General features: G+C 70.3%; 26 protein-coding genes and 1 tRNA gene. 20 read left to right on the top strand and 7 right to left on the bottom strand.

Annotated features, from left to right (window positions below):
• Window positions 1–4: 4 nt before the first annotated feature.
• The gene (locus DSM112329_RS27255) at window positions 5–451 is read left to right on the top strand and encodes a GtrA family protein (protein ID WP_354699726.1); all 447 of its coding nucleotides are present in this window, start codon (window positions 5–7) and stop codon (window positions 449–451) included.
• The gene (locus tag DSM112329_RS27250; protein ID WP_354699725.1) at window positions 448–2,226 is read left to right on the top strand and encodes a hypothetical protein; all 1,779 of its coding nucleotides are present in this window, start codon (window positions 448–450) and stop codon (window positions 2,224–2,226) included. The genes DSM112329_RS27255 and DSM112329_RS27250 overlap by 4 nt, the downstream gene beginning before the upstream one ends.
• 9 nt (window positions 2,227–2,235) lie before the next feature.
• Here DSM112329_RS27250 and DSM112329_RS27245 read toward each other — a convergent pair whose 3' ends face one another.
• A complete protein-coding gene (locus DSM112329_RS27245; protein WP_354699724.1) occupies window positions 2,236–3,039 on the bottom strand; it encodes a TIGR00282 family metallophosphoesterase in 804 nt (267 codons plus the stop codon).
• 54 nt (window positions 3,040–3,093) lie between these two features.
• Here DSM112329_RS27245 and DSM112329_RS27240 point away from each other — a divergent pair, with 54 nt between their 5' ends.
• The 3 genes from DSM112329_RS27240 to DSM112329_RS27230 are packed head-to-tail and all read left to right on the top strand — an operon-like array spanning window position 3,094 to window position 5,768.
• Window positions 3,094–3,798 carry an ABC transporter ATP-binding protein gene (locus DSM112329_RS27240; RefSeq protein ID WP_354699723.1) on the top strand — a complete coding sequence of 235 codons (705 nt, stop codon included), beginning with the start codon at window positions 3,094–3,096 and terminating at the stop codon, window positions 3,796–3,798.
• A 6-nt stretch (window positions 3,799–3,804) separates the two neighbouring features.
• Window positions 3,805–5,184: an ABC transporter permease gene (locus DSM112329_RS27235; RefSeq protein WP_354699722.1), complete on the top strand. Its 1,380-nt coding sequence runs from the start codon at window positions 3,805–3,807 to the stop codon at window positions 5,182–5,184.
• The gene (locus tag DSM112329_RS27230) at window positions 5,181–5,768 is read left to right on the top strand and encodes a GNAT family protein (protein WP_354699721.1); all 588 of its coding nucleotides are present in this window, start codon (window positions 5,181–5,183) and stop codon (window positions 5,766–5,768) included. Before DSM112329_RS27235 ends, DSM112329_RS27230 begins: the two co-directional genes overlap by 4 nt.
• A gap of 20 nt (window positions 5,769–5,788) precedes the next feature.
• Here the strand turns inward: DSM112329_RS27230 and DSM112329_RS27225 are convergent, their stop codons facing one another.
• Window positions 5,789–6,859: a winged helix DNA-binding domain-containing protein gene (locus DSM112329_RS27225; RefSeq protein WP_354699720.1), complete on the bottom strand. Its 1,071-nt coding sequence runs from the start codon at window positions 6,857–6,859 to the stop codon at window positions 5,789–5,791.
• A 60-nt stretch (window positions 6,860–6,919) separates the two neighbouring features.
• Here DSM112329_RS27225 and hemB point away from each other — a divergent pair, with 60 nt between their 5' ends.
• The 9 genes from hemB (at window position 6,920) to DSM112329_RS27180 (ending at window position 14,921) form a co-directional block, all read left to right on the top strand.
• Window positions 6,920–7,903 (top strand): porphobilinogen synthase, encoded by a 984-nt coding sequence (hemB, locus tag DSM112329_RS27220; RefSeq protein WP_354699719.1) that lies wholly within the window; start codon window positions 6,920–6,922, stop codon window positions 7,901–7,903.
• Window positions 7,891–8,979, top strand: a complete 1,089-nt coding sequence (locus DSM112329_RS27215; protein WP_354699718.1) for an Lrp/AsnC family transcriptional regulator — start codon at window positions 7,891–7,893, stop codon at window positions 8,977–8,979. The genes hemB and DSM112329_RS27215 overlap by 13 nt, the downstream gene beginning before the upstream one ends.
• A gap of 42 nt (window positions 8,980–9,021) precedes the next feature.
• Window positions 9,022–10,308, top strand: coding sequence for a glutamate-1-semialdehyde 2,1-aminomutase (gene hemL / locus DSM112329_RS27210; RefSeq protein ID WP_354699717.1), 1,287 nt, complete (start codon window positions 9,022–9,024; stop codon window positions 10,306–10,308).
• Window positions 10,309–10,310: 2 nt separating this feature from the next.
• Complete coding sequence (locus DSM112329_RS27205) at window positions 10,311–10,865, top strand: hypothetical protein (RefSeq protein WP_354699716.1); 555 nt, start codon at window positions 10,311–10,313, stop codon at window positions 10,863–10,865.
• A gap of 97 nt (window positions 10,866–10,962) precedes the next feature.
• Window positions 10,963–11,634 (top strand): ubiquinol-cytochrome c reductase iron-sulfur subunit, encoded by a 672-nt coding sequence (locus DSM112329_RS27200; protein ID WP_354699715.1) that lies wholly within the window; start codon window positions 10,963–10,965, stop codon window positions 11,632–11,634.
• A gap of 14 nt (window positions 11,635–11,648) precedes the next feature.
• Window positions 11,649–12,458: a cytochrome b N-terminal domain-containing protein gene (locus DSM112329_RS27195; RefSeq protein WP_354699714.1), complete on the top strand. Its 810-nt coding sequence runs from the start codon at window positions 11,649–11,651 to the stop codon at window positions 12,456–12,458.
• Window positions 12,455–13,207 carry a c-type cytochrome gene (locus DSM112329_RS27190; RefSeq protein ID WP_354699713.1) on the top strand — a complete coding sequence of 251 codons (753 nt, stop codon included), beginning with the start codon at window positions 12,455–12,457 and terminating at the stop codon, window positions 13,205–13,207. Before DSM112329_RS27195 ends, DSM112329_RS27190 begins: the two co-directional genes overlap by 4 nt.
• On the top strand, window positions 13,204–13,929 hold the full coding sequence (gene ubiE / locus DSM112329_RS27185; RefSeq protein WP_354699712.1) for a bifunctional demethylmenaquinone methyltransferase/2-methoxy-6-polyprenyl-1,4-benzoquinol methylase UbiE: 726 nt from the start codon (window positions 13,204–13,206) through the stop codon (window positions 13,927–13,929). The genes DSM112329_RS27190 and ubiE overlap by 4 nt, the downstream gene beginning before the upstream one ends.
• Window positions 13,926–14,921: a polyprenyl synthetase family protein gene (locus DSM112329_RS27180; RefSeq protein WP_354699711.1), complete on the top strand. Its 996-nt coding sequence runs from the start codon at window positions 13,926–13,928 to the stop codon at window positions 14,919–14,921. The genes ubiE and DSM112329_RS27180 overlap by 4 nt, the downstream gene beginning before the upstream one ends.
• Window positions 14,922–15,013: 92 nt before the next feature.
• On the opposite strand, the gene DSM112329_RS27175 is transcribed toward DSM112329_RS27180, so the two are convergent.
• A complete protein-coding gene (locus tag DSM112329_RS27175; RefSeq protein WP_354699710.1) occupies window positions 15,014–15,451 on the bottom strand; it encodes a hypothetical protein in 438 nt (145 codons plus the stop codon).
• 104 nt (window positions 15,452–15,555) lie between these two features.
• Between DSM112329_RS27175 and DSM112329_RS27170 the strand changes: the two genes are divergently transcribed.
• The 4 genes from DSM112329_RS27170 to DSM112329_RS27155 all read left to right on the top strand — a co-directional run bounded on the left by DSM112329_RS27170 (window position 15,556) and on the right by DSM112329_RS27155 (window position 18,005).
• Window positions 15,556–15,822 (top strand): twin-arginine translocase TatA/TatE family subunit, encoded by a 267-nt coding sequence (locus DSM112329_RS27170; RefSeq protein ID WP_354699709.1) that lies wholly within the window; start codon window positions 15,556–15,558, stop codon window positions 15,820–15,822.
• A gap of 27 nt (window positions 15,823–15,849) precedes the next feature.
• On the top strand, window positions 15,850–17,034 hold the full coding sequence (gene tatC / locus DSM112329_RS27165) for a twin-arginine translocase subunit TatC (RefSeq protein ID WP_354699708.1): 1,185 nt from the start codon (window positions 15,850–15,852) through the stop codon (window positions 17,032–17,034).
• 9 nt (window positions 17,035–17,043) lie between these two features.
• Window positions 17,044–17,874, top strand: a complete 831-nt coding sequence (locus DSM112329_RS27160; protein ID WP_354699707.1) for a hypothetical protein — start codon at window positions 17,044–17,046, stop codon at window positions 17,872–17,874.
• A 58-nt stretch (window positions 17,875–17,932) separates the two neighbouring features.
• Window positions 17,933–18,005, top strand: a tRNA-Lys gene (locus tag DSM112329_RS27155).
• 187 nt (window positions 18,006–18,192) lie between these two features.
• On the opposite strand, the gene DSM112329_RS27150 is transcribed toward DSM112329_RS27155, so the two are convergent.
• A complete protein-coding gene (locus tag DSM112329_RS27150) occupies window positions 18,193–18,363 on the bottom strand; it encodes a helix-turn-helix domain-containing protein (RefSeq protein WP_354699706.1) in 171 nt (56 codons plus the stop codon).
• A gap of 813 nt (window positions 18,364–19,176) precedes the next feature.
• Here DSM112329_RS27150 and DSM112329_RS27145 point away from each other — a divergent pair.
• A complete protein-coding gene (locus DSM112329_RS27145; RefSeq protein WP_354699705.1) occupies window positions 19,177–20,847 on the top strand; it encodes a VWA domain-containing protein in 1,671 nt (556 codons plus the stop codon).
• A gap of 19 nt (window positions 20,848–20,866) precedes the next feature.
• Entirely contained in the window at window positions 20,867–21,673 is an 807-nt protein-coding gene (locus DSM112329_RS27140; RefSeq protein WP_354702532.1) for a CbbQ/NirQ/NorQ/GpvN family protein, read from the top strand.
• Window positions 21,674–21,788: 115 nt separating this feature from the next.
• On the opposite strand, the gene DSM112329_RS27135 is transcribed toward DSM112329_RS27140, so the two are convergent.
• The 3 genes from DSM112329_RS27135 to DSM112329_RS27125 all read right to left on the bottom strand — a co-directional run bounded on the left by DSM112329_RS27135 (window position 21,789) and on the right by DSM112329_RS27125 (window position 24,770).
• The gene (locus tag DSM112329_RS27135; protein WP_354699704.1) at window positions 21,789–22,649 is read right to left on the bottom strand and encodes an ATP-binding cassette domain-containing protein; all 861 of its coding nucleotides are present in this window, start codon (window positions 22,647–22,649) and stop codon (window positions 21,789–21,791) included.
• On the bottom strand, window positions 22,649–23,944 hold the full coding sequence (locus DSM112329_RS27130) for a cytochrome P450 (protein WP_354699703.1): 1,296 nt from the start codon (window positions 23,942–23,944) through the stop codon (window positions 22,649–22,651). Before DSM112329_RS27130 ends, DSM112329_RS27135 begins: the two co-directional genes overlap by 1 nt.
• Window positions 23,945–24,065: 121 nt before the next feature.
• Window positions 24,066–24,770 (bottom strand): TetR/AcrR family transcriptional regulator, encoded by a 705-nt coding sequence (locus tag DSM112329_RS27125; protein WP_354699702.1) that lies wholly within the window; start codon window positions 24,768–24,770, stop codon window positions 24,066–24,068.
• Window positions 24,771–24,785 lie beyond the last annotated feature (15 nt).

Genomic DNA, 24,785 nt, shown 5'->3' with positions numbered 1-24,785 from the left:
GGGGATGCCGGACGAGGCGGTCGTGACGCCGCTCCCCATCCATCTGCGCGTCCGGCACGGTCTTCGTCACCCCGGGAACTGGCTCGAGCTCGTCCGCTTCGGCGCCGTCGGTGCGAGTGGCTACGTCGTCAACCTGGCGACCTTCACCGTCGCCGTGCACGCGCTCGACGTCGACTACCGGGTCGCGGCGGTGCTGGCCTTCCTGGTCGGCGTCATCAACAACTTCTGGTGGAACCGCCACTGGACCTTCGGCGCGTCCGAGGGCCATGCGGGCTTCCAGGCCGCCCGTTTCCTGACCGTCAGCGTCGGCGCGTTCCTGTTCAGCTTCGGGATCCTGCAGGCCCTCGTCAGCTGGGCCGATCTGGCCGAGGTCCCGGCCCAGGCGGTGGCGATCGTCGCCGCGACACCCCTGAACTTCCTGGGGAACAAGCTCTGGAGCTTCAAGGGGTGAGGCGGCTACCGGCGGCGCTCCTGGCCGTCCTGCTCCTGCTGCTGCTCGTCGCCGGCCCGGCGTCGGCGGACTCCGCCCCGATCGCGACGGCGGCCCCCGGCCAGCCCGCCGGGGCCGAGGACGGGAACGCGCTCACGACCCCGCCGTCCCTGGACCAGCCGCCCGTCGGCCACCGGCTCACCGGCAACCAGGCGCAGGCGCTGGCCGACAAGCGCCCCGAGATCATCCAGATGAAGAAGGACTACCCCGGCGCCTACCCCGGGGTGTTCCTGAAGGGCCGCCAGCGCTGGCAGATCAGCTACTACGCGAAGACCAAGCCGCTGCGGGAGATCGGGCAGGTCACGATCGAGGACCGCTCGGCGAAGGTCCAGGAGTCCTACACGGGCTACAAGGTCGCCTGGTCGATGGCCCGCGGCTACCCGGGCGCGTTCGGCCGCAAGGTCAACTCGCCGTGGGTCTGGATCCCGATGACGGTCGCGTTCCTGCTGCCGTTCCTCGGGCCGCGCCGGCGCTGGCGGCCGTCGTGGCTGATGCTCGACGTGTCGGTCCTGGCCGCGTTCGGGATCAGCGTCGCCTACTTCAACGACGCGCAGATCGACCGCAGCGTCCCGAGCGAGTACATCCTGCTCGCCTACGTGCTGGCGCGCATGCTGTGGATCGGCGTGGTCTCGCGACCACCGGCGGCCGGCGCGCCCCGCCGCGGCGCGGCGCCGATCGCGATCCCGGTCACCTGGCTCGCGATCGGGCTCGTGTTCCTCGTCGGCTTCCGCGTCGGGCTGAACATCACCAACTCGAACGTGATCGACGTGGGCTACTCGGGCGTCATCGGCGCCGAGAAGCTGACGGGCGGCGAGAAGCTCTACGGCAACTGGCCGAAGGACAACGAGCACGGGGACACCTACGGGCCGGTCGCCTACGCGGCGTACATCCCGTTCACCCAGGCGCTGGGCTGGTCCGGCCGCTGGGACGACCTGCCCGCCGCCCACGGCGCGGCCGTCGCGTTCGACCTGCTCTGCATGCTGCTGCTGTTCCTGCTGGGGCGCCAGATCCGCGGGCCGGGACTCGGGGTCGTCCTGTCGTACTGCTGGGCCGCGTTCCCGCTCACGTTCTACGCGCAGATGTGCAACAGCAACGACGCGCTCGTCTCGGTCTTCCTGATCGCGGCGCTGCTCGCGGCGGCCAGACCCGGCCGGCGCGCGGTCTTCATCGCGCTCGGCGGGCTGACGAAGTTCGCGACGCTGGCCGTGGCACCCCTGTTCGCGACGCATGCGCTGGGCCACCGTCCCGGTGACCCGGAGGACGCTCCGACCACCGCGCGCTCGCGGGCCCGCACGTTCATCGTGTTCAGCGTCGCGTTCGGGATCACGGCCCTGATCGCACTGCTGCCGGTCATCTGGCACGGCCAGTCGCCGTCGCTCGTGTACGACCGCACGCTCGGCTTCCAGACCTCGCGCGGGTCGCCGTTCTCCATCTGGGGCCTGTACGAGATCCCCGGGCTGCAGCACGTGTGGCAGGCGCTGTCGGTGCTGCTCGCGGTCGGCCTCGCGGTGCTGCCGCGGCGCCGGGACATGACGGGCCTGGCCGCCTGCGCGGCGGCGATCGTGATCGCGCTGCAGGCGGGTGTGACGCACTGGTTCTACCTCTACATCGTCTGGTTCTTCCCGCTCGTCATGGTCGCCCTGCTGGCGCCGTTCGGGGACGAGGAGGAGACAGACGGGGCCGACCCGGACGCGAACCCGGCGATGGTCCCGGCGCCGGTCGTCACCGCCGCCTGACGGCAGCGCTCACCCGTCCCAGGGGACGAGCAGCTGCTCGATCGCCGTGGCCCGGTGGCGGCGGTCCGGGTCGCAGGTGATCAGGACGCCCATGAGCCACGGGTCCTCCTCGGAGGTCTCGAAGCGGACGTTCATGTGGGTCCGCAGGGACTCGATCGCCTGCTCGCGCTTGACGCCGATGACGCCGCCGCGGGGCCCGGTCATGCCGACGTCGGTGATGTACGCGGTCCCCTTCGGCAGGACGCGGAGGTCGGCGGTCGGGACATGCGTGTGCGTCCCCACGACCGCGGTGACCTCGCCGTCGAGGTACCAGCCGAGCGCGACCTTCTCGCTCGTCGCCTCCGCGTGCATGTCGACGAGGATGTGGTCGGTCTTGCCCTCGAGGCGACCGAGGACCGCGTCCATCTCGGTGAACGCCGGGCGCCCCGCGCGCAGGAAGACGTTCCCGCTCAGGTTCACGACGCCCAGCCGGACGCCGCCCACCTCGACGATGCAGCTGCCGTGGCCCGGCTGGCTCGCGAGGTAGTTCGCGGGCCGCAGGATGCGCTCGTTGTCGTCCAGGTAGGAGTAGATCTCCCGCCGGTGGTACGTGTGGTTGCCGAGCGTGATGACGTCGACGCCGGCGGCGAACAGCTCGTCCGCGATCTTCGGCGTGATGCCCAGTCCGCCCGCGACGTTCTCGCCGTTGACGACGACGAACGTCGGCTCGTGCTGCTCGCGCAGACGGGGCAGCAGGCCCAGCAGGGTCCGCCGGCCGAGCCCGCCGACCAGGTCGCCGATGAACAGGATGCGGGTCGAGCGGCCGTCGGACACGCGCCCATCGTGACAGCGGATCACCCGCGGGGAGCGGCGGGTAGCCTCTCGAGTGTGACCACCGGTCTCCTCGCCGCCGACGGCATCGTCATGCGCTTCGGCGGCCGGACCGCGCTCCGCGAGGTGAGCTTCGCCGCCGAGCCCGGGGAGATCGTCGCGGTCATCGGCCCCAACGGCGCCGGCAAGACCACGCTGCTGTCGATCCTGGCGGGGCTGCTGCCGCCCACCGCGGGGACCGTGTCGCACGGGGTCCGCGACGTGGGCTGGGTCCCGCAGCAGGCCGCGGTCTACCGGAAGCTGTCCGTCGCCGAGAACCTGCGGCTGTTCGCCCGCCTGGAGCGCGTCGACGACGTCGAGGCCACCGTCGCCCGGATGCTCGAGCAGACCGGGCTCGCCGATCGCGCGGGGGACGAGCTCGGCGCGCTGTCCGGCGGCAACCAGCAGCGCGTGAACATCGCGGTCGGGCTGCTGTCCGGTCCACCCGTCCTGCTGCTGGACGAGCCATCCTCCTCGCTGGACCCGCGGCAGCGCGAGGTGCTGTGGGCGTTCGTGTCCGGGCTGGCGCGGGAGCAGCGGACGACCGTCGTCTTCACGACGCACAACGTCGGCGAGGCGGAGCGCTACGCGGACCGCGTCCTCGTCCTGGCCGACGGCGAGCTGCTGTTCGGCGGCACGCCGGCCCAGCTGGCCGACGAGGTCGGCGAGTCCCGCGACTTCGAGGCGGCGTTCGTCCGCTTCCTCCGCGAGCGGGGCCACTGACCGCCGATGCGCGCGCTCCGCTTCCTGCTCGTGAAGGACCTGCAGATCCTGCGGCGCTCGCCGCTGCTGCTGGCGCTCCTGGCGCTGTACGCGATCGTGATCGGCGTGCCCGTCGGCTACGGCGTGTCCCGGCCGCCGAGCAAGCCCAAGGTCGCGTTCTTCAACGAGGTCCCGGCGGACGGCGGCAGCTTCTCGCTCGGGGGCCAGAAGCTGGACGCGTCGACCTACGCCGACCGGCTGTTCGAGGCGATCGACCCGATCCGCGTGAACAGCCGCGCGGAGGCGCTCGCGAAGGTGGAGTCGGGCGAGGCCGTCGGCGCCCTGATCGTCCCCGGCGACGTGACCCAGGCGCTGCAGGCGGCGGTCAGCCTCTCGGGCAGCAAGCAGAAGCCGACGCTCGAGGTCTACTACGCCGCCGACAACCCGCTCAAGCGGCGGTACGTCGAGAACACGATCAACGCCCAGCTGGCGAAGGCGAACCAGGCGCTCGGGAACGAGCTGACGAAGGTCGCCGGGCAGTACATCGGCATCCTGCTGCAGGGCGGCGGGTTCAAGCTCCTGGGCCAGCAGTTCGACGTGCTCGGGCTGAAGCGGTCCGCCGAGGTGCTGGACGGGATCGCGAAGGGCCTGCCGGCAGGCAGCGAGCAGCGGGAGGGCGTCGAGCGGGTGCAGCGCTTCGCGCAGCTCGCGATCGACAACCTGGACCTGTCCGACGCGGTCCTGTCGACGATCTCGAACCCGATCGCCGTGAAGGTGAAGACGGTCGGGGACAGCAACACGTCGTCCCTCGACGGCTACGCGATCGCGGCGGCCGTCACGGTCGCGCTGATGTTCGTCGGGCTGCTGGTCGCGGCGGGGATGCTCGCGCTGGAACGGGAGGAGCATGCGTTCGGCCGGCTCGTGCGCGGGCTCGTCGGGCGGACGGCGCTCGTGGCGGAGAAGGTCCTGCTGGGGGCGCTCGTCGCGGCGGTGATCGGCCTGCTGCTCCTGTTGCTGCTGGCGACCTTCCAGGACGTGCGCTTCGGGCGTGCGCCGCTGTGGCTGGCGGCGCTGGCGGCGGGGGCGCTCGGGTTCGGCGCGATGGGCGTCGCGATCGGCGCGCTGACTCGCGACGTGCGCGCGTCGTCGCTGCTGGCCTTCCTGCTGTCGCTGCCGGTGGCCGCGCTGGCGCTCGTCCCGAGCGGGTCGATCAGCGCGTCCGCCTACGACGTGGTGCAGGTGGTCGGCGCGCTGTTCCCCTTCAAGCCCACGCTGCAGGCGCTCGACGCCGGGCTCAACGACGCGGATCCCGCGCTTGGGCAGTCCCTGCTGCACCTTGCCCTGCTGGTCGTCGCCTACGGCGTGCTGGCCCGGCTGGCCCTGCGGCGCTTCGGGGCGCGGACGTGAGGCTGCAGGTCCCGCGGGTCCGGCTCGCCGAGGGGCCGACCGCGGTGCGGCCGTTCGTCCGGGCCGACCTCGACGCCCTGCTGGCCCTGCGGATCCAGAACCGCGACTTCCTCGCGCCGTTCGAGGCGGTGCGCGAGGAGACGTTCTTCACGCGGGCGGCGCAGTCGCGCGAGATCACGCTCGACGGCGACGCGTGGACCGCGGGCCTGGGCTTCGCGTTCGCCGTCGTCCACGTCCACGACGACGCGACCGAGCGGCTGATCGGGCGCGTCGCGCTGAGCAACATCGTGCGCGGGGCCTGGCAGAACGCGACCGTCGGCTACTGGATCAGCGAGGACGCCTGCGGCCTCGGCCACGCCAGCACGGCCCTGGAGCTCGTCCTCGAGTTCGCGTTCGACCACGCCGGCCTGCATCGCGTCCAGCCGGCGATCATGCCGCGCAACGTGAGGTCGCGGCGGGTCGTCGAGAAGAACGGCTTCCGCCACGAGGGGACGGCGATCCGCTACCTGCAGATCGACGGGGTCTGGGAGGACCACGACATCTTCGCCCTGACCTCCGAGGAGTGGCACGCAAGGCGGGGCTGACGCACCAGAGGGCGGGCTGGCTACCCGGCCTCGAAGCGCTGCAGGCCCGCGTAGTCGCGCTCGAGTGCCGCGACAGTCGTCGCCGGCAGCGCCGTACCCGCGTACGGCCGCAGCTGAAGGTCGCCCCCGCGAGTCGTCGACCACGCCGCGACCGCCCGCCCGCGGACCAGCGCGCACGCCGGCAGGATCCCGTTCTTCGTGAACCACCCCGGCTGGTGCTCGGGTGCCACCACGAGGTCACGCCGCTTCCAGCCGATCACGACCGGGTCGAACGAGCCCAGCAGCCGCGGCTGCAGCCGGCCGGCGGCGTCCGCGTCCGGACGCCGCGCGAGATCCACGAAGCCGTCCCCGAGCTCGGTCAGCTCGGTGGCGATCAGCTGCAGTCCGCGCTGGGCATCCCGCCGCGGCAGCCCGGCCCAGAACGCGAGGTCGGCGTCCGTCGCCGGGCCGTGCCCGGACAGGTACCGCCGGGCGAGCTCGGCCAGCGCGCGGTCCCGCGCGTCCCCCGCCAGCGGCGCGGGCGGCTCGATCCCCAGCCAGTCCTGCGTCAGCGCGAACGCCTGGCCCGCGGCGCTGACGACCGGCCCGCGGACCGTCAGCCCGCGCAGCCCGGTCAGCAGCAGCAGGTGCACCAGCGCCTGCCCCGCGTTCGGGACGCTGGCGGCTTCGAGCCGCTCGCGTAGGACGGCACGCGTGAGCGGCCCCTCGTCCGCCAGCGCAGCGACGATCGCCGCGACCCCGCGCTCGGCGTCCCCCGCGGCCACGCCCTCCTGCCGCAGCCGCGCCTGGTTGAAGGCGACGGACGGCGGCCCGGTCAGGCCCAGCAGCCACGGGTAGTCCTCGCGGTCGATCAGGTGCAGCGTGCCCCGGTTCACCCACGTCACCACCAGCGACCGGTCCTCCGTCAGGAGCCGGTCGACGCCCGCAGCCGTCGTTCCGCGGGACCGGGACCGCACCGCGCGGCGGGCGGACCGCAGCTCCTGCCCCTGCACCGCGAGCAGCCGCCGGACGACCCCCGCCGCGTCGAGGCCGGCGGGACGGTGCAGACCCTGGGCGAGGGCCCGGCGCGAGCGCAGCTCGTTCGCGGTCATCGACCGGTGAGGCTACCCGCGCGCCTCCGCCGGGCGTCCCCGCAACTACGCTGTACGGACATGGCGTTTCCCGTCACCCGCCTGCGGCGCCTGCGCGCCACCCCGGCCCTGCGCGCCGTCGTCCGCGAGACCGCGGTCACCGCCGGGGACCTGCTGCTCCCGCTCTTCGTCCACGAGCAGGACGGCCGCAGCCCGATCGGCGCGATGCCCGGGGTCGACCGCCTCTCGGTGGACGAGGTGGTGGCCGAGGCCCGCGAGTGCGCGCGGCTCGGCGTCGCCGGCGTGATCCTCTTCGGCATCCCGGAGCAGAAGGACGCGGAGGGCTCGCAGGCGTGGGCGGCGGACGGCATCGTCCAGCAGGCGATCCGCGCGATCAAGCAGGACGTTCCCGAGCTGCTCGTCGTCGCCGACCTCTGTCTGTGCGAGTACACCGACCACGGGCACTGCGGGATCCTGTGCACCACCACCGCGGGGATCACCACCGTCGACAACGACGCGTCGCTGCCGCTGCTGGCCCGCACCGCGGTGGCCCAGGCCCAGGCCGGCGCGGACGTCGTCGCCCCCAGCGACATGATGGACGGCCGGGTCGGCGCGATCCGCGCCGCGCTCGACGAGGCGGGCTTCACCGACACGCCGATCATGTCGTACTCGTCGAAGTTCGCCAGCGCGTTCTACGGCCCGTTTCGCGAGGCGGCGGACTCCACGCCGTCGGCCGGCGACCGCCGCGGCTACCAGATGGATCCCGCCAACGGCGACGAGGCCGTCCGCGAGTCGCTCCTGGACGTCGAGGAGGGGGCGGACATCCTGATGGTCAAGCCCGCGCTGCCCTACCTGGACGTCATCTGGCGGGTCAAGCAGGCGTCCCGGCTGCCCGTTTGCGCGTATAACGTCAGTGGTGAGTATGCGATGGTCAAGGCCGCAGCCGCCGCCGGATACATCGACGAGCGCGCAGTCGTGCTCGAGACGCTCACCGCCATCCGCCGCGCCGGCGCGGACATCGTGATCACCTACCACGCCAAGGACGCCGCTTCATGGCTTCAGTAGACAAGACAGCCGTTCCCAAGATCCGCTCACGCAACGACGGCGCCGCCGTCCCGCTGAGCGACCTCGATCGCAAGCTACTCAACCAGATGCAGGGCTCGTTCCCGCTCGAGCAGCGCCCGTACGCACGGGTCGCCGACGTCCTCGGGATCCCGGAGGAGCAGGTCCTCGCGGACATCACGCGCCTGCTCAAGGACCGCATCATCCGCCAGGTGACGCCGATCTACGACACGCGCGCGCTCGGCTACGGCTCGATGCTGGTCGCGGCGAAGGTCGACGCCGAGCACCCGTGGGCACCCGCGAAGATCATCAACTCGCACCCCGGCGTCAGCCACAACTACCTGCGCAACCACGAGTTCAACATGTGGTTCACGCTCGCGGTCGAGCAGGACTCAAAGCTCGGGCTGCAGGGGACGCTCGACGTCCTGCAGGAGCTCACCGGCGCGGAGTCGATCCGCCAGCTCCCGACCCTGCAGCTGTTCAAGATCCGCATGGACCTCGAGATGGAGGGCGACACGAAGTCGCTGTCCGCCGAGGGCGTCGCGCAGGCTCCGATCGAGCTGCAGATGCAGTCCTACTCGCAGACCGACATCGACGTCATCACCGCGACGCAGGGCGACCTGCCCGTCGTCAGCGAGCCCTACGCCGAGGCCGCCGCGAAGCTCGGCTGGACCCAGGACGAGCTCCTTAACCACCTCGCGCAGATGCAGGAGCGCGGGATCCTGCGCCGCGTCGCCGCGATCCTCTACCACCGTCGCGCGGGCTTCTCCGCCAACGGCATGGGCGTCTGGGCGGTCCCGGAGGACCGGATCGACGAGCTCGGCCCGCGGATGGCCGCCGTCCGCGGCATCAGCCACTGCTACCAGCGCCCGACCTACGAGGACTGGAAGTACTCCGTCTTCACGATGGCCCACGGGCGCTCCAAGGAGGAGTGCGACGCCGTGCTCGACTCGATCGCCGAGTCGACCGGGATCACCGATCGCGCGACGCTCTACTCGTCGACCGAGTTCAAGAAGATCCGGCTGCTGTACTTCACGGACGACTTCAAGAACTGGGAACGGGAGCACGCCCAGGTCTGACGTTGCTCGGGACGCAGGCCACGCTCTGCGAAGATCGCAGGCGTGGCCGCCTCCCTGACCGACGCCAAGTCCGCCGAGCTGTACGCGCGGGCCGTCCAGCGCCTGCCCGGGGGCGTCAACTCCCCGGTGCGGGCGATGCGCGCCATCGGCCGCGACCCGCTCTTCATCGAGCGCGCGGAGGGCGCCGAGATCGTCGACGTCGACGGCAACCGCTTCGTCGACTACGTCTGCTCGTGGGGGCCGCTCATCCACGGCCACGCCCACCCCGAGATCCTGGCCGCCGTCACCGAGGCGGCGTCGCGCGGGACGACCTTCGGGGCGCCCACGCTCGGCGAGGTCGAGATCGCCGAGGAGGTCGCTCGCCGGATCCCGTCGATCGACATGCTGCGGATGACCTCGTCCGGGACCGAGGCGGCGATGAGCGCCATCCGCGTCGCGCGCGCCGTCACCGGCCGCGAGAAGCTCCTGAAGTTCGCCGGCGCCTACCACGGGCACCTGGACGGCCTGCTCGCGGAGGCCGGGAGCGGCCTGGCGACGGCCGGCGTCCCCGCGTCCGCCGGCGTCAGCGCCAGCGCCACGGCGAACACCGTGATCGTCCCCTGGAACGACGGCGAGGCGGTCGTGGCGGCCTGCCGCGAGCACGAGTTCGCCGCGATCCTCGCTGAGCCCTACCCGGCGAACATGGGCCTCGTCCCGCCGTACGAGGACTTCCTGCAGCTGCTCCGCAACCAGGCGGACGCCACAGGCGCGCTGCTGGTCTTCGACGAGGTCATCAGCGGCTTCCGCGTCGGCCCGGGCGGCGCGCAGGAGCGCGAGGGCGTCACCCCCGACATGACGGTCCTCGGCAAGATCGTCGGCGGCGGCCTCCCGGCGGCGGCGTACGGGGCCTCGCGCGAGATCATGGAGCAGGTCGCCCCGGCCGGCCCGGTCTACCAGGCGGGCACGCTGAGCGGCAACCCGCTGGCCGTCGCGGCCGGGCTCACGACCCTGCGGCTGCTGGACGAGGCCGCGTACCTGCGGCTGGCCGCCACGACCGAGACGCTCGTCGGCGGGCTGCAGGAGGCCGCCGGCGACATCCCGGTGCAGATCGTCTCCGTCCCCGGCCTGCTCACCGTCTTCTTCTCCGAGACGCCGATCCACGACTACGCGACAGCACAGGCCTGCGACCTGAACGCGCACGCCGCCTGGATCCGCGGCCTGCTGGCGCGCGGCGTCTACGCGCCGCCGTCGCAGTTCGAGGCGTGGTTCCCGTCGCTCGCGCACACCCAGGACCACGTGGACCGGACCCTCGACGCGGCCGCCGCCGCCTTCGCCGAGCTGGGCGCCTGAGCATGACCGGTCCGCTCGAGGCCATCGCGGCCACGCTCGACGCCGAGGGGGGCCTCGTCGCCGCGGCCGTGGGCCCGCCGCCGGTGGGCACGCCGACGCCCCACGGCGACGTCGCCGCCGCAGGACCGGGGCGCGCGCCCGAGTACGCGCAGATCGTCGAGGCGGTCCGCGAGGGCCACCTCACCCACGCCGCCGAATGGACGGACAACCCGGTCCGGCCGCAGCCGCGGATCGTCACCACGGACGACCCCGACCTGGCCCTGCTCGTCGGCGATCGGCTCTACGCGCTCGGCTTAGCCCGCCTCGCGGAGCTCGGCGACCTCGACGCGGTGGCCGTGCTCGCCGACACCATCGTGCTCGGTGCACAAGCCCATGCAACCGGTGCAGAGGACCTCGCGGAGGCCGCCTGGGCCGCCGGGGCGCAGGCGGTGGCCCAGGGTCCGCGGGAGGCCTGGACACAGGCCCGCGACAGCGCCCGCGCGGGCGATCCGTCCGGAGCGTCTGCTCTTCGGGATGCGGCGCGCCAGCTTGCCCGCACTGGCGCGAACGCACCATAGGGCCGCGTAGCCTTATTCAGCGATAAGGTTCCACGGCCTTCTCTACGGAGCGACCCCTTCCGACACGCCGTCGGCAGGGCTTCCCAGGAGCACCACCTTGCCTGACCGCAGGATCACCAAAAGCAAGTACACCGCCGACCGGGGCATCCCGGGCGCCTTCGAGGGCGAGACGGTCACGCGCCGACGCTTCATGACGGGTTCGGCCCACACGGCCGGCGCCGTCGCGGCGTCCGCGTTCCTCCTCCCGTCCCTCGGCTTCGCCATGGGCCCGATCTTCGAGAAGCACGAGCAGTCGTGGCAGGACGTCGGGCCGGTCGCCGACTTCCCGAACGACACGTACGTGCCGAAGACGATCCAGATCTCCCAGGGCGTCGGCGACGTCGGCAAGTCGACCGTCTACATGCGTGCGCACAACGACGCCATCGACGGCAAGCAGAAGGACGAGTACGACGGCTTCGTCGCCATCTCGACCCGCTGCATGCACCTCGGCTGCCCCGTCCGCTTCACCGCGGCGGCCCAGCGCTTCATCTGCCCGTGTCACGGCGGCGTGTACGACTTCGTCGGCCGCGTAGACGGTGGGCCGCCGGTCCGTCCGCTCGACCGCTTCTACACGCGGATCCGCAACGGCCAGGTGCAGATCGGCCCGCGTTTCTCGGTCAACGAGGAGCTGCGCCGGTTCTCGCCCCGTGACCCGGGCGAGCCGCTCGACGGCGTCGGGCAGTACCTGTACCCGTCGCGTCCGTCCATTCGCAAGATCCCCAACACCTGACCTTCGGACAGCTCATGCCCAAGCTCAAGCTCCCAGCCCCGCCGCTCCCGCCCGGCTTCCCCAAGCCGGCCCCGAAGCGCCCGGGCGTCCCGCAGCAGAAGCCCCTCGAGGTCGCGGCCGAGGCCGGGATCTCGGTCGTCGACTGGGTCGACGAGCGCACCTCGCTGTCCGGCGGCGCCCGCTGGATGATGTTCCGCAAGGTGCCCAAGGGCACGAACTGGTTCTACACGCTCGGCTCGGCGACGATGTTCGCCTTCATCAGCCAGGCGGTCACCGGCGTCTTCCTCGCGATGTACTACCGGCCCGACGCGGCCGGTGGAGCGTACGAGTCGATGCGCCACATCAACGACAACGTCTTCCTCGGCGAGTTCGTGCACGGCATGCACAAGTGGGGCTCGTCCGTGATGGTGATCCTGATCTTCCTGCACATGGCCAGGACGTTCTTCTTCGGCGCGTACAAGTACCCGCGCGAGCTGAACTGGATCATCGGCGTCGTCCTGTTGATCCTCACGATGGCGATGTCCTTCACGGGCTACCTGCTGCCCTTCGACCAGCGCTCCTACTGGGCGACCGTCGTCGGCGTGAACATCAACGGCACCGGCCCGCTCGTCGGTCCGTACCTGTCGGACTTCCTGCGCGCCGGCCCGGAGTTCGGGGCCACCACCCTGTCCCGGTTCTACGCCATCCACATGATGCTGCTGCCCGGCATCATCGGCGCGCTGATCGGCGCCCACCTGTACCTCGTCGCCAAGCTCGGGACCACGGCACCGCCGTGGCAGAAGCTCCCCGAGGCGTACGACACTCCTGAGGAGGAGCGCGCATGAACCAGCGCGAGAAGGAGGCGTACCTCCGCGAGTACATGGCGCTGAAGTCGGCCGGCAAGCCGTTCTTCCCGTACGCCGTCGCGAAGGACTCCATGATGGCGGTCGTCGTCATGGCGGCGATCATCACCATGTCGCTGGTCCTCGGTGCCGAGCTCGGCCCGAAGGCAGATCCGACGACGACGACGTACACGCCCCGCCCGGAGTGGTACTTCTTCTTCCTCTTCGAGCTGCTGAAGGTCATCAAGCCCGCCGAGCTCGTCCCGCTCGCCACCATCGGCGTGCCGACGATCTGCATGATCCTGCTGTTCCTGCTGCCGTTCTACGACCGCTCCCCGGAGCGTCGTCCCGAGCGTCGCCCGATCGCCACGGCGACCGGCATCTTCGTCATCTGCGCGATGGGCTTCCTCACCTTCAAGGGTGCCGAGGCCGGCCCGCCGACCCAGATCGACATGGAGACGCCGAAGGCGGTCATCGACCAGGGCCCCGCGTTCGTCGCGGAGTTCGAGAAGGGCAAGCAGGTCGTGGCCCAGTCCGGCTGCGAGGCCTGCCACAAGTTCGGTGAGAACGGCAACGACGGCCCCGGGCCCGAGCTGACCGAGATCGCGAAGGACCTGCCCAAGCAGGCCATCGCGCGGACGCTCGTCAACCCGACCGCCCCGATGCCCTCGTTCAGCGCCCTGCAACAAGAGGCGCCCGACAAGTTCAACGCGATGGTGACGTTCCTGTCGCAGCTCAAAGCCGAAGAATGACCACCGAGACCGCGGCGCAGCCAGGCACCCTGGAGGCGCCGCAGGTCCGGGCGATGTTCGACCGGATCGCCGGGTTCTATGACCTGCTGAACTCGGTGATGACGGCGGGCCTGCACCACAAGTGGCGCGCGCGTGCGGCGGACCTTGCCGCGGTGGGCCCTGGCAGCAGCGTCCTCGACGTGGCGACGGGCACGGGCGACCTCGCCATCGAGCTGGCCGGCCGGGTCGGCGCCGGTGGCACGGTCATCGGCTCGGACTTCTCCGAGCAGATGCTGGTCCACGCCCGCAAGAAGGCGCCGCAGCTGTCCTTCGAGTGGGGGGACGCGCTCGCGCTCTCCTACGCGGACGACAGCTACGACGCCGCGACGGTCGGTTTCGGCGCCCGCAACTTCGCCGACCTCGACCAGGGTCTGCGGGAGATGACGCGGGTCGTCCGCCCCGGCGGCCAGGTGGTCGTCCTGGAGATGACGACGCCGACCAAGCCGCCGCTGTCGACGTTCTTCCGCATCTGGTTCGACCGGGTCGTGCCGGTGATCGGCAAGGTCGCGGGTGACTCCGAGGCCTACGAGTACCTGCCGAACTCGGTCAAGCGCTGGCCGGGGCCGCACGACCTCGCCGGCCGCCTGTCGGACGCCGGACTCGTCAACGTGCGTTACATCCTCACCGCCGGCGGGATCATCGCGATGCACGTCGGCGAGAAGCCCGCTGCTTCAGTGCAGTGACGATCGCCCCTGAGGCCGCGCCCATCGCCGCGGCGGCGGGACCCCACATCCCGGGCCTGCTGGGACGGATCGAGGACCGGCTGGGCGCGATCGCCGCCGCGTACCCCGAGCCGCTGTCGGGCTGGGCGTCCGGCACGATCGCTGCCGGCGGCAAGCGCCTGCGTCCGCTGCTGGTCCTGGTCGCCGCCGGCCCCCCGGAGTCGTGGGCGGACCCCGCCGGCGAGGGACTGGTCCGCGCCGGCGCCGCGGTCGAGCTCGTGCACTCCGCGACGCTCGTCCACGACGACGTCCTCGACGCCGCGGCGCTGCGCCGCGGGGCGCCGACGGTCTGGGCGGCGGCCGGCCGTGGCCCTGCCGTCGCGACCGGTGACGCGCTGTTCGCCGACGCGTTCTGCGAGCTCGTGCGCTCGGGCGATGCCCGTCAGGTGCGGGCCCTGTCCCGCGCCGGGTCGGCGCTCGCCGAGGGTGAGCTGCTGCAGCGCGCCGATGCCTGGGACACCACCGTCGCGTACGAGCGCTACGCCCACCGCTGCGAGCTGAAGACCGCCCGGCTGTTCGAGGCGGCGTGCGTCCTCGGCGTCCTGGCCGGCGGGGGCGACGACGCGCGCGCCGCGGAGCTCGAGGCGTTCGGCCGCCGGATCGGGCTCGCGTTCCAGCTGCTGGACGACGTCCTCGACGTGAGCGGTCCGTCCGAGCGCACGGGCAAGCACCGCGGGACCGACCTGCTCGACGGCACGGTGACGCTGCCGTTCCTGATCGCCCGCGAGCGGGACCCGACGATCGCCGGGCTCGATCTGCGGACGGTGACCACGCCGGCCGCCGCGGAGGCGCTGTGCGACGCCATCGACGCGTGCGGCGCTCTGGAGACCGCCCGCGACCAAGCGCTCGCGCTGGTGGCGGAGGCCAAGGCAGACCTTCCGTCCGGCCTCCCTCAGACCCAGCGCGCGGCGCTGGACTTGGTGGCCGACGGGGTGGTTGCGCGATACGCCTAAGCGCTGCGCGCCGGGCGGTATCCCGGCGCGATACGCCTGATTCGCGGGACGCATCTCAGCGTCCCGCAAGTCTCAGGGCCGGCGCCTCCCTCTCAGAAGTCTTCGGGCAGGACGAACCCGGCGTGCAGCGCGGCTGCGAAACGCTCGATGTCGTCTTCCATGTTCGCCTGGATCATGCGGCGCAGGTCGCTGATGACCGACTCGGTGCCGCGGTCGAGCTCCGCGTCGAAGCGCTCGACGGCCTCCGACGCGAAGACGCCGGTGCCGATCCACTCGCAGTTGGGGCAGCGGAGGGTGACCTCCCAGTGCCGCGCGCCGGCCTCGCTCCAGTCGAGCGGGTAGACGAGATCCGAGGCGCAGGACCCGCAGTGGTGCAGGGCCTCTTCGGTCTCGAGCTCGTGGGCCACGTGCTTGGCCGGACGGGTGAGTCCGTCGACGAGCTGGTCCTCGAAGGACACGATCTCGATGGTCTTGCCGGAGGGCAGGACGACCTTGCGGACGGAGTGGGAGTGATCTCGTTGGCGGCTCATTGCGAATATCCGGTTGGGGACAGACCCTTCATCGGTCGCTGGGTCCCGAGCCTTGAGTCATCGGGCCGGTACGCTCCCTCTCACCCCTGTACGGAAGGCTTCGCATGCCCAACATCGGTCCCCTCGAGCTCGTCATCCTCCTTGTCATCCTGCTGGTCATCTTCGGTCCCAAGCGGCTGCCCGGCCTGGGCAAGCAGCTCGGTGGCGGGCTGAAGGACTTCAAGGAGGCCGTCACGGCGAAGCACGACCGCGACGACGAGGACGACGACCCGCCGGCGCTGCCGCCGGGTGAGCGCACCGCGCCCGCCCCGTCGTCCACCTCGACGACGTCGTCCTCGTCGGTCGGCAAGAGCTCCGGCCTGGACGGCTAGGCCCGGCTCCGGCCGGCCGCACGCGTTATGCCCACCGTCGTCAAGCCCATCGGTCACGAAGACCGGCTGAGCCTCACCGAGCACCTGGACGAGCTGCGCAAGCGTCTCGTGATCATGGTGATCACCCTGGTCGTGAGCTTCGTCGTCTGCGCCTGGCAGAACCAGGCGCTGCTCGATTTCATCGGCAAGCCGCTCGCCACCCAGACCGAGGAGCGCACGCAGGACGGCAAGGGGCCGCTGGGGCAGATCTTCGTCAACCGGCAGATCGCGCTGGACGGTGCGCGCAACCACATCCGCGAGCTGACGACGCTCATCCAGGACCGGAACCTCGATGCGGCGACCCGCGCCGACCTGACGCAGCAGCTGGCGGCGGCCAAGAAGGCCTTCGCCAAGTACCCGAAGGGCGCGCCGGTCAACAAGCCGATCACGATCGGGATCGGTGAGCCGTTCACCCAGACGATCACCGTCGCGGCGTACTTCGCGCTGCTGTTCGCGCTGCCGCTCCTGCTGTTCCAGTTATACGCGTTCGTCCTACCCGCGTTCAGTCCGGACGAGAAGAAGGTCGCGCTGCCGCTGATGGCGATGGTGCCGGTGCTGTTCGGGGCGGGGGTGGCCTTCGGGTACTTCGTTGTCCTACCGGCGGCGACCGCGTTCCTGCAGAACTTCAACGCCGACCAGTACAACGTGCTCGTCCAGGCGAAGGACTACTACAAGTTCGCCGTCCTGACGCTCGCCTCGATCGGGCTGGTGTTCCAGCTGCCGGTCTTCCTGCTCGGCATCACGCGCACGGGGATCGTCTCGGTCCGGCAGCTCCGCGCCTGGCGGCGCTACGCGATCGTCGCGACGGCCGTCCTGGCGATGGTCCTGCCGGGCACCGACCCGGTCTCGATGATCATCGAGTTCCTGATCCTGTATTTCCTCTACGAGGCGAGCCTCGTCATGGCGTTCTTCATGGACCGCGGCAAGGAGCAGCGGGCGCGGCCCAGCCGCTGGGACCTCGACGACGACGAGGATGAGGACGACGAGGACGACGACGACCTGGAGCCGTCCGGCTCCGGCCCCGACCTGTTCGCCGACAGCGATGACGACGACACGGACGCGGACGACGACGATGACCCGTGGGGATTCGACGAGCCGCCAGGCCCGGTCGACGACACGACCGGCGCCGGCGACAGCACCGTGCTGACGCCGCCGCACGACAAAGACCTCTAACCTCGACTCATGCTGTTTGATCTGCGGGGCCGCGGCCGACGTCGAGTGGTCCAGACCATCTACCTCGCCTTGGCGATCCTCATGGGCGGCGGTCTGGTCCTGTTCGGCATCGGCGGGAACACCAACGGCGGCCTGTTCGACGCGTTCTCGAGCGACAACCAGACCGTCCAGAACACGAGCTACTCGAAGGACATCGACAAGGTCGAGAAGAGAATCGAGGTCAACCCGAAGGACGCAGCGGCATGGGCCCGCCTCGCGTCGCTGCAGCTGGCCGAGGGCGGCGTGCAGGGTGCCTTCGACGGGGACAAGGACGGGCTGGACAAGTTCCGCGAGGCCTCGCGCTCATGGGACCGCTACACCGCGCTGAACCCGCCGAAGACCGACCTGTCGGTCGCACGGCAGATGATCAACGTGTACGGCTCGACGGGTCTGAACCAGCCGGCGAAGGCGGTCGCCGTCATGGACGTGATCATCGATGAGACCGAGCCCCCCGAGGCCGACCTCTACAAGCAGTACGCCCAGCTGGCGTTCTTCGCGAGCCAGACCCGCAAGGGCGACCTCGCTATCGACCGCGCCGTCGCCCTCAGCCCCGCGTCCGACCGTAAGTCCGTCCGGTCCGCGCTCGAGAACCTGAAGACGCAGATCACCCAGGCGGCCGCACAGCAGGCCGCAGCGGCAGCGGGTGCCGACGCACCCGCCGCCACGCCGACCGAGGCCGTCCCGGTCACCCCCGCGCCGACCGTCACCACGGGCAAGGCCACCACCACCGGCTCGGGCTCGACGACGACCGGCAAGACGACGTCCACGAGCAAGGGCGCGACCACCACCACCGCCCCGTAAAGGACCGTCCGGCGCGGCACCGCGCCGGACCGACCTCCTGGGGTACACTGCTCGTCACGCCCTTGTAGCTCAATTGGCAGAGCAGCGGACTCTTAATCCGAAGGTTGAAGGTTCGATTCCTTCCGGGGGCATGACCGAAAAGCCTCGCATTTGCGGGGCTTTTCGCGTTCTGAGACAAGGTTGTTCGTACGGCGTACGGGCCGTCCGCTACCACGATCGGCTACCAAACCCTCCGTTCTGGCCGCACTTTTCGACTGACGCGGCGCGCGCTACCGGCGGTCGCGAGCGCAACTAGCAGTTCGTTTCTCCGATGAACGCTCAGTTGCGACGGCGGGCATCCACGTCGCCGGCGATCCATTCCTCGATCTCCCAGCGTCGGAAGCGGATCACGCGCCCGCGGCGCATCGCCGGCAGCATCCCGGTCCGCGCCCACTCGTACACCGTGGTCGGCGCCACGGTGAGCAGCTCGGCCACCTCGGCGGCCGTCATGATGTCGGCCTTGGTGAGGTTGCGGGCCGGACGAGTGGTCCCGCTGGGGCGGCGCTCAGGAACAGGCGCGCGCTGTCCCGGGGCGACTCTGCTCCGTCTTGAGTCGAGCGCCATGCCCCTAGGACGGCATCAGGGTCAGGGGCTGGGCGGCACTCGTACCTACATCCCAAGGGCGAGCGTGCCGACGTGATCGGTCAACGTGCGTCGGAATGGGGTGTTCAGAAGGTCTCATTACTAGGAACGCGACTTCGCCGGCAGCACACGCGCAGTTCGGGATCCGCCATGCGGGTCACTCCGAGCGGTAACCGCTCGGGCCCGCAGGGCAGAAGCACGGAGCTTGGTTACGCAGCGGCCGCGACTGATCGCGCGCGGTGGGCGCCGCTCCGGCTCGCCCTACGGACTCACCTTCGCGACGCCCGCCGCGAACCCCTACCTAGCGACTACATCGGGGCCACAAGGGGTTAGTTCTCGCCCGGCGCCAGAGGGTCACTTTTCGACCGGCCTCGACAGTGACGAGTGAGCCACGCATCCCTCCGGCGCCTCGCTTGACGTGCGTCTCCCTGAGCCCCAATGCGGTGTGCTTGCGTTCCCGAGGGAACGCTTTAGGCACGTTGCCACTCGCCCGACACCGTGGAGTGGTGGGGCTTGCTCCCCAGTTCTCATCGGCAACTCGCAGGCGGCAGGGACATAAGAGACGACCAACGTATTTAGCAACTGACCGTCTCTATAATCCCGATGGTCCGGTAGTCTCTCGGCGAGGCCGTTGGACGTCGCGGAACACGCGCATGTGTGCGCCGATGGAGGAGGTAGTCCTTGCAGGAGGAGGTCAACACCGTCCACGAAGTCAAGCTCCTCGCGAACGCGGTCGCGGGGCGTGCGGTCGACCTTGTGGCGACGGACGGCGCGCGAGCATGGACGGACGGGCACACGATCTTCCTCACGGAAGCCTCGGAGCGCGACCGCCGCGGAATGGTGGTGGCCCAGGCGGCGCTCATCGCCGCGGAAAGCTTCGAGCCGCAGATCGTCAGGCGTCTCACCGCGCGGCGGCGGGTACGCCTCCGCTACCTGACCCTGGAGGTGCTCCGCGCCATCGAGCTGCTGGAGGATCTTGCGCCGCCGGCGGTGAAGCGCCGCGTCCGCGAGGCCTACTCCACCGCCGCGCCACGCTCGGCCGGCGAGTCTCTGGCGCGCGCGAGCAGCAACGAGCCGGTGCCGGAGGCGCCCCTGTGGATGGGGACGATCAAGCCGTCACGCATCTTGCGTGCGGGTCCGTCCGTGCCCGAGACTCTGCCGTTCGTCGTGAGGATCGCGCCGGTTGACGAAGAGCTCGACGAGGATCACGGGTCCGGCACGAGCCGCATGCGCGATTTCCTCTCGACCATCGGGCTCCGACCGCCGGCGCCCGACACAGGCAAGACGCTGGTGGCTGCCGGACAGCGCGGAGCGGGACGGGCTGGCGGCGAGATGGTCGCCGCCGGGCGTCCGGTCGCCAGAAGCAGGACGACCCGGCTTGCGCTGGATTCTCTGGCCCACATGCCCGCGATGCTCCAGCCGCCTGGCGGCGGGCATCGCTATCCGGAGTGGGACTGGAGGCAGGGGGCGCACCGAAAAGACTGGTGCGTGGTGCGAGAGCACGACCCGCGGTCTCGCGAGCTGGTCGCCGTCAACCGAAGCGATGACCCGCGCCTGCGCCGCGAGCTGGCACGCCTTGGACTGGCCGACGAGCGTCGTCGCGGCCAGCCGGACGGCGACTCGCTCGACCTGACGGCGCTCGTCGACCACGTCGTCGACACGTCGACTGGCAGCTCCGATGAGGCACGGGTCTACGAGGCGCGCACCCGCACGAGCCACGACCTCGGCGTGGTCGTGCTGCTCGACGTAACGGGGTCGACGGCGGACTCGGGCGAAGGTGCGAAGGTGTTCGACGCGCAGCGGGAGGTCGCTGCGCGGCTCATCGATGCCCTGGATGAGCTCGGCGATCGTGTAGCCGGCTACGGCTTCCACGGCTGGGGCAGGAGCGGAGTCCGGTTCGCCCGCATCAAGCGGTTCGACGACCGGTTCGACCGGGCCGCGCAGCAACGCCTCGCCTCGCTTGAGCCCGGGGGGTTCACCCGGCTCGGCGCAGCGATACGCCACGCCAGCCATTTGCTCGTCGAAGGATCCGGCACGGTGAACCGCTTGCTCGTCGTCGTCGGGGACGGTCGTCCGTACGACGATGACTATGAGCATCGGTACGCGCAGGAAGACAGTCGCAGGGCGCTCTCGGAATCGGTCCTGCAGGGTGTTGCCTGCTCATGCGTCAGCGTGAAGACCGACACCGACGACGAGATCCTTGAGCGCGTCTGGGGTCACGTCCCGTACCTCAGGCTCGAGCAGGTCGCCGATCTGCACCGTGAGGTCGTCCCGCTCTTTCGCCGCAGCCTGCGCCAAGCGGCAAGCGCCGGCAAGGACGGGCGTTCCACGCTTCGGCCGCACCATCAATGACAGGCAGACAGGAGTAGCGATGTCGTACGCCGACAACTTCGATCGCGCCACCGGGCCGTTCTACGAGGAGGTGGCGGACGAGGCCCAGGTCTTCGAAGCGGCGTTCAGTCGCGGGCTGCCGATCATGCTCAAGGGCCCGACGGGGTGTGGGAAGACGCGACTGGTCGAGCACATGGCGCATCGTCTGGGCGTGGCGCTCCACACGGTGTCCTGTCATGAGGACATGACAGCGACCGACCTCCTTGGGCGGTACGTGCTGAACGGCGGCGACACCGAGTGGGTGGACGGGCCGCTGACGAGGGCCGTTCGCGAAGGCGGGATCTGCTATCTCGACGAGATCGTCGAGGCGCGCCAGGACGCCACGGTCGCGATCCACTCGCTCACGGATCACCGTCGCGAGCTGAACATCGAGCGCCTCGGCGGTCTACGGCTCCGCGCTGCCGACGGCTTCGGACTGGTCGTCTCCTACAACCCCGGGTACCAGAGTGTGCTGAAGGATCTGAAGATGAGCACACGCCAGCGCATGGTGGCGATCGAGTTGTCGTTCCCGCCGTCATCGGTCGAGCTGAGCATCCTGGTCGAAGAGGCGGGGGTCGACGAAGCGCTCGCCGCCGACCTCGTCCGGCTGGGACAGGCCATCCGTCGCGCGCAGGACTCAGGCTTGCGCGAGGTCGCCTCGACCCGAGCGCTCATCATGGCCGCTGCGCTCGTAGACGCAGGGCTCTCATTTCGCGCGGCAGCCCTCGCCGCGATCGCCGGCCCCCTGACAGACGATCCTGCGCTCCGTGAGGCCCTGACCGTACTCATCGACACCTTCGCTGAGTAAACCTGAGCGGCCTGGTGTGCAGCGCCGCGCCACCGCGTACGGCCGCCGGCGAGAGAGGGTTCGGCGACCGTACGCAGCTGCGGATCACCCTCGAGGCGAGGGTGAAGCTCTGGGATTACTCCATGCCGACTGGGCCCTGCGACTCCCCGCTCAGGAACTGCCGCACGAACGCGTTGTCGGAGTTGAACAGCTCCTCCGCCGGGCCGGACTCCACGATGCGGCCCTTCCACAGCACCGAGATGTGCTCCGCCACACGGCGCGCGGTCATGATGTCGTGCGTGATCAGCGTGAACGCCGGCAGCGGGCCGCCGCTTCGCTGACGCTGCTCCATGACCTCCTCGTGGATCTCCTGGATCAGCTCACCCAGGAGCGCGGTGCGGACCGGGTCAAGACCGGAGTCGGGCTCGTCGAAAAGGACGATGTCCGGATCCAGCACCAGCGCCCGGGCGAACCCCGCCCGCTTGCGCATGCCACCGGAGAGCTCGTTGGGGAACTTGTCCCCCGCGAACCCGAGACCGACCTCATCCAGGCGGGAGGTGACCGTCGCGATGATCTCCTCCTCCGCCTTGTCGGTGTGCTGCCGCAGCGGGAACGCGACGTTGTCGAACACGTTCATCGACCCGAACAGCGCACCGTCCTGGAACAGCACCCCGAACTTCTTGCGCATCTCGAACAGATCGTCATCGGGCATGTTCGGAACGCTCTCGCCATGCACCAACACATCGCCCTGATCGGGATACAGCAGGCCGACCATGTGCTTGATGCACACCGACTTACCCGTACCCGACGGGCCGAGGATCATCGAGATCTTGCCCTCCGGCAGGCCCATGTTCAGGCCACGCAGGATCTTGTTGCGACCGAACGCCTTGTGCACGTCGATGAACTCGACCGCATCCGGCATCCCATGGGGGCGCACCAGACCCGTATGCCACTCGTACTCGTCGTGCGCGTGATCGAGGTGCTGCGACACGGTCATCACCCGGCCTTGTGAAACTCGAGCTGGAGGGACTCGTACGACGTGAACGGGAACTGCGGTGCGCGGACCGGCGCGACGCCGCCGGCGAACGAGATGTCGTCCAGCCGGCTCAGGAGCACCTCGAAGGCGATGCGCGACTGGGCCCGAGCGAGCTGTGAGCCGACGCAGAAGTGCGGTCCCTGGCCGAACGAGAGGTGCTTCTTGGCGTTCGGCCGGTGGATGTCGAAGGCCTGCGGGTCCGGGAACACGTCGGGGTCGTGACCGGCGCCGCCCCACATCATGGGCACGAGACAGCCCGGGGGGATGGTCGTCCCGCCGACCTCGGCCTCACGAGTCGTGACGCGGTAGGTCGCGCGCAGCGGCGCGTCGCGGCGGAGCGACTCGTCGAGCGCCTGCGGGATCAGCGAGGGGTCGGCCTTCAGGGCAGCCATGGCCTCCGGGTGCTCGACCAGCAACACCATCGTGTTCGCCAGCAGGTTCGTCGTCGTGTGGTTGCCGGCGGCCAGCAACTGCGACACCGCCGCCAGAACCTCCGCCGTCGTGAGCTGACGCGGACCTGCGAGCTCCTGGCCCTGCAGTGCCTCGTCGTCGGGATCGATCTTCGTGTTGACGAGGGCCGACAGCAGATCGTCTGTCGGCTCGCTGCGGCGCGCCTCGATGCGCGGCAGCATGTAGTCCTGGTACTCGCGGACGGACTTCAGGACGGCAACACGTTGCGGGTTGTCGAGGACAGAGAGGTAGCCGTCGGCGATGTGGTCGGTCCAGACCTTGAACGTCTTCAGGTCATCGCGATCGCAGCCGAGCGTGTGGGAGATCAGGATCAGCGGCAGCCAGATCGCGAACTGTTCGTAGAAGTCGCAGCGGCCGTCATCGATGAACGCGTCGACGAGCGCGTTCGCCTCGGTCCGCATGAGCGGCTCGAGCCCGCGGATGCGGTGGGCGTTGAGCGACTTGATCGCGATCGCCTTCTGCCGCGTGTGCGTGGGCGGATCGCAGGAGAAGAGCGCGTTCTCGAGCGGGTGCAGAGCGTCGCGTAGTTTCTGCACCTCGTCGGTGTAGGGCTCTGGGCTCACGCCCGTGAGCTGGGGCCCGTCGGGGCCGTAGAAGCTGGAGGAGAAGCCCTTCGTGTCGACGGTGATCTTGGCGATGTCCCCGTGGCCCGCGACCACCCATCCCAGCGGACCCTCGTCGCGCGCGCCGGCCTCGTCTGCATGCAGATCCGCGTAGTAGCCGAACGGACACCGCATCACGTCCGGGTCCATCGGATTCAGGGCCCCTGAGGCTTCTGTGGACATGGGTGCGGATCCTCCCTCGGTCGCGTGGGCGCTCAACGAATATTGAGCCGACGCGTCTGTTATATCCGGTCACGCGAGCTGCGTGGGAGTTTCTCGCTGCCGCGACGCGCGCGGATCCGCGCTAGGCGCGCTTGGCGGTCCTGCGCGTCTTCTTCTTCGCTACGGGCACGGGGGTGCCTGCGGCGGCGGCGTCGAGGAGCTGCACCGCGTGCTCGGCGATCTGGTCGGCCGTGAAGCCCTCCTCCGGCCGGAACCAGTTCGCGACCCAGATGGTCATGCCGAGGATCAGCCGCGTGATGATCACGGGCTCGCCCGCCGGCAGATCGCCGTCAGCGATCGCCGCGCCGACCGTGTCGAACCAGACCTGCTCGTACTCGTGCGTCCAATGACGCCAGTTGTCGTAGACGCCTTCCGGCAGCCACGTGCCGTCGAAGTACACGAACAGGTAGTCGCGCATCTGCACGGCCGCATGGATCTGGACCTTCACGAGGCCTTCGAGTCGCTGCCGCGTCGTCTGGTCCTTGGCGCTGGTAGCCGCCTGCGCCGCTCGGCCCAGGTCCTGCGTCATGCGCTCGAACAGGATCCCGAGCAGATGCTCCTTCGACGGGACCGTGCGGTAGAGCGTCGCCCTGGACACCGAGATCTCCTGAGCGGTCCGCTCGATCGTCACGGCGTCGATGCCGCCCTCGGCGAACAGCCGCTCGATCGCGGCCACGACGTCGTCGTTGTCGATCGTCCGCGGCGGGCGGCCGCGCTTGCGAGGGGCTGCCTCGCCGTCGGTCGGCGGCGCTGCACCGGGCTTGTTCGCCGCCGATTTATGGGCCATCGAGTCTCACTATAT

Origin of the sequence: Paraconexibacter sp. AEG42_29 (assembly GCF_040581415.1) — a bacterium.
GTDB lineage: Bacteria > Actinomycetota > Thermoleophilia > Solirubrobacterales > Solirubrobacteraceae > Paraconexibacter.
Note: the sequence above shows the minus strand (reverse complement) of the source record. Positions and strands in the feature narration are given on the sequence as shown.

Bases quoted from the DNA above. Each gene is read 5' to 3' on its own strand.
- DSM112329_RS27140 (WP_354702532.1), top strand. From the start codon at position 20,867: ATGTCGTACGCCGACAACTTCGATCGCGCCACCGGGCCGTTCTACGAG.
- DSM112329_RS27160 (WP_354699707.1), top strand. From the start codon at position 17,044: ATGCTGTTTGATCTGCGGGGCCGCGGCCGACGTCGAGTGGTCCAGACC.
- DSM112329_RS27205 (WP_354699716.1), top strand. From the start codon at position 10,311: ATGACCGGTCCGCTCGAGGCCATCGCGGCCACGCTCGACGCCGAGGGG.
- DSM112329_RS27190 (WP_354699713.1), top strand. From the start codon at position 12,455: ATGAACCAGCGCGAGAAGGAGGCGTACCTCCGCGAGTACATGGCGCTG.
- DSM112329_RS27135 (WP_354699704.1), bottom strand. From the start codon at position 22,649: ATGACCGTGTCGCAGCACCTCGATCACGCGCACGACGAGTACGAGTGG.
- tatC (WP_354699708.1), top strand. From the start codon at position 15,850: ATGCCCACCGTCGTCAAGCCCATCGGTCACGAAGACCGGCTGAGCCTC.
- DSM112329_RS27225 (WP_354699720.1), bottom strand. From the start codon at position 6,859: ATGACCGCGAACGAGCTGCGCTCGCGCCGGGCCCTCGCCCAGGGTCTG.
- hemB (WP_354699719.1), top strand. From the start codon at position 6,920: ATGGCGTTTCCCGTCACCCGCCTGCGGCGCCTGCGCGCCACCCCGGCC.
- DSM112329_RS27150 (WP_354699706.1), bottom strand. From the start codon at position 18,363: ATGACGGCCGCCGAGGTGGCCGAGCTGCTCACCGTGGCGCCGACCACG.
- DSM112329_RS27130 (WP_354699703.1), bottom strand. From the start codon at position 23,944: ATGTCCACAGAAGCCTCAGGGGCCCTGAATCCGATGGACCCGGACGTG.
- DSM112329_RS27235 (WP_354699722.1), top strand. From the start codon at position 3,805: ATGCGCGCGCTCCGCTTCCTGCTCGTGAAGGACCTGCAGATCCTGCGG.
- DSM112329_RS27175 (WP_354699710.1), bottom strand. From the start codon at position 15,451: ATGAGCCGCCAACGAGATCACTCCCACTCCGTCCGCAAGGTCGTCCTG.
- ubiE (WP_354699712.1), top strand. From the start codon at position 13,204: ATGACCACCGAGACCGCGGCGCAGCCAGGCACCCTGGAGGCGCCGCAG.
- DSM112329_RS27125 (WP_354699702.1), bottom strand. From the start codon at position 24,770: ATGGCCCATAAATCGGCGGCGAACAAGCCCGGTGCAGCGCCGCCGACC.
- DSM112329_RS27170 (WP_354699709.1), top strand. From the start codon at position 15,556: ATGCCCAACATCGGTCCCCTCGAGCTCGTCATCCTCCTTGTCATCCTG.
- DSM112329_RS27195 (WP_354699714.1), top strand. From the start codon at position 11,649: ATGCCCAAGCTCAAGCTCCCAGCCCCGCCGCTCCCGCCCGGCTTCCCC.
- DSM112329_RS27215 (WP_354699718.1), top strand. From the start codon at position 7,891: ATGGCTTCAGTAGACAAGACAGCCGTTCCCAAGATCCGCTCACGCAAC.
- DSM112329_RS27255 (WP_354699726.1), top strand. From the start codon at position 5: ATGCCGGACGAGGCGGTCGTGACGCCGCTCCCCATCCATCTGCGCGTC.